Raw genomic sequence first — 2,956 nt, 5'->3', positions numbered from 1 at the left:
TCCTCGGACCGGCGGTCGCCTTAGGCCAAGAGGTACCGCGTGTTGACGCCGGCCACTGCGGGCGGACACCCCCCGGCACGTCCCCTTGCCGCCGTACGCGGGTGCGGCGCCGCGGGGGTACGCCATCACCACGGTCGCCCTGCGGGTCACTTTCCAGTGCCGGTCCAGGCATTCCAGCCCGTCCGGCGTTTGAGGACGAGGCCGTTCAGGCCGATGGGGGTCCAGGGGGCTGCGCCCCCTGGCCGGGGTCGAAGGGGCGGAGCCCCTTCAAGGACGGGAAGGGTAGGGGCGGCGGGGGCGAGGAACGTTCAGGGGCAGCAAGTTGACCACGCCCGGGCGGCCAGCCAATCCGCACCCCCTACCCCCACAACCCCCTGTCCAGTCCCCTTGGCTGCACACGGCCACAACACGCCCTGGAGTAAGCCGGAACACGGAAGACTTCGATCAACAACCGGTCACTCTCCGGCACTTGATAGGACGTCAATCGGTTACGGAAGAGACGCAATCGATGATTTGAGCAACTGGGCGTAGCAGTGCCTGCACGAAGCGTTATTCTCCTCAGACGCAATCCGGTACCCCTCCGTCGCTACGACGGGTGAACGGTCCCGCACTGCACGTGATGGAAGCTCTGCCTCTGGGAGTCCCGTGTACCCACACGTCGGGGTTGACGCCTCGGGCCTGGCTACGCTGCGCGCAACGGTCCACAACCTGTTGCGCGGCTTCGTCCCCACCGCGTACGCCGTCCCCGTCCTCGCCGTAACCACCGCGCCCGTAGGCCCGTGCTACGCGCTCGCCGACGGCAGCGCCGCCGTCGGCAGACGCGGACGCTCCGCCGGCGCGGCAACCGCCCGCCGGCCGGCCGCCGACAGCGACAGCGCTCGAATGATGGATCTCGTGGAACGCGCGCAGGCCGGCGAGGCCGACGCGTTCGGCCGGCTCTACGACCAGTACAGCGACACCGTCTATCGCTACATCTATTACCGGGTGGGAGGTAAGGCCACCGCCGAGGACCTCACAAGCGAGACCTTTCTGCGCGCACTCCGCCGGATCGGCACCTTCACCTGGCAGGGCCGGGACTTCGGCGCCTGGCTCGTCACCATCGCCCGTAACCTCGTCGCCGACCACTTCAAGTCCAGCCGCTTCCGGCTGGAGGTGACCACCGGCGAGATGCTCGACGCCAACGAGGTCGAGCGCTCCCCGGAGGACTCCGTCCTCGAGTCCCTCTCCAACGCCGCCCTCCTCGATGCCGTACGACGCCTCAACCCCCAGCAGCAGGAGTGCGTCACCCTCCGATTCCTCCAGGGCCTCTCCGTCGCCGAGACCGCCCGCGTCATGGGCAAGAACGAGGGCGCCATCAAGACCCTCCAGTACCGCGCCGTGCGCACCCTCGCCCGGCTGCTCCCGGAAGACGCCCGCTGAGCGGCCCCTGACGAACCAGCACACTCCGCTACCTTCAACTCACCCTCGGTGAAAGTCCGTTGACTTCGCGACCCGTTCTTCCTCCGTCCGTAACCCAAGTGCCAAGCCACTCGTTGTGCGGGATGCAGGCTCCCTGTGGTCACTCTCTGGCCGACTCTGATCACTCGATCGTGTGGATTCGGTCAGGGCGTGCAACCCTCAGGACCCCCTGGGGAGTCGACCGTGATGACGAGAGGAGGTGCCGCCAGTGATCGCGAACGTATCGGCGCACCGGCGGGCGAACGCCTTCGCCCAGGCCCTGGAGGAGCTGACCGACCGGGTCTCGGCGGCCGAGCAGGCCGAGCAGTGCGATGGACCGGCACCGGCGCCGGCTGCTGCGGAACAGACCGAGCGGGGGCGCTTGTTGGCCCTCACCGCGAGTCTGGACGAGCTGCCCAAGCCCGTGCTCGACCCAGAGGTCAAGGTCGTCCAGAGGGCCCAGCTCGTGGCCGCGATGGAGGCCATGATGCAGGAGGGCACCGCGGCGGGCGAGGCGAGTCCCGCCCTGCCCGAGCAGCGTTCGCACCGGGCGCGGGGCGCGCACAGGGCGTCCCCGCTGGGCAAGTTCCGCCCGCGTTCCCGGCTGGCCAAGGGCCTGACCGCGGGCGGGCTCAGTGTAGGAGTCGCCGCGGGAGCCTTCGGCGGAGTCTCGGCCGCGAGTTCCGAGGCCCTGCCCGGTGACTCTCTCTACGGCCTCAAGCGCGGCATCGAGGACTTCAAGCTCAACGTCCTGGCCGACGGCGACGACGAGCGCGGGCGAACGTATCTCGACCAGGCCTCCACCCGGCTGAGCGAGGCCCGCAGGCTGATGGAGCGCGGCCGCGGCGGACAGCTCGACCACGAGTCGGTCGGCGAGGTCCGCCGTGCTCTGTCCGGCATGCGCCACGACGCCTCGGAGGGGCACCGCCTGCTCCGTGAGGCGTACGAGCGCGACCCGGGTTCCTTGGGGCCCATCCAGGCCCTCTCCGCCTTCTCACGCTCGCACCGAGCGGCGTGGGGCGTCCTGCGCGAGCGGCTTCCCCTCCAGCTCGGGGACGTCAGTGACCAGGTGTCCTCGGTCTTCGACGCCATAGACGAAGAGGTCGCCCCGCTGCAGTCCCTCCTCCCGCCGACCCCGGCACCGGGCGGCGACGGAAAGCGGCAGGGCAGTTCCGGATCGGCATCCACAGGTACGTCCGGGTCCGACCGGTCGGCCCGCCCCAGCGCGGGCGGCAGCGGCTCCTCCGACGGCAACCGGTCCAGCAGCCCCAGCAAGTCGGCCGAGGGCTCCACCGGCGAGGGCGAAGGTCTCCTCGGCGGAAACACCGGCGGCCTGCTCGACCCGCCGAAGGACACCGGCAGCGCCTCACCGTCCACGTCCACCCCGAGCACCGAACCCGCCGTCACCCTCCCGCCCCTCCTCCCGGGCCTCCTGCCCGGCCTGGGCATCGACAGCGAGGACGCGAACTAGCAGCCGTACAGCCAGGTCATACGTCGACGGGGCGCCCCTCCTCAAGAG

At 70.3% G+C, this 2,956-nt stretch carries 2 protein-coding genes; both read left to right on the top strand.

Annotation, left to right across the window (positions count from 1 at the left end):
• Window positions 1–645: 645 nt before the first annotated feature.
• Window positions 646–1,419: an ECF subfamily RNA polymerase sigma factor, BldN family gene (locus ACWGDB_RS41870; RefSeq protein WP_453827282.1), complete on the top strand. Its 774-nt coding sequence runs from the start codon at window positions 646–648 to the stop codon at window positions 1,417–1,419.
• A 247-nt stretch (window positions 1,420–1,666) separates the two neighbouring features.
• Window positions 1,667–2,908 (top strand): DUF5667 domain-containing protein, encoded by a 1,242-nt coding sequence (locus ACWGDB_RS41865; protein WP_453827281.1) that lies wholly within the window; start codon window positions 1,667–1,669, stop codon window positions 2,906–2,908.
• Window positions 2,909–2,956 lie beyond the last annotated feature (48 nt).

This window comes from Streptomyces sp. NPDC055013, assembly GCF_053608645.1.
Note: the sequence above shows the minus strand (reverse complement) of the source record. Positions and strands in the feature narration are given on the sequence as shown.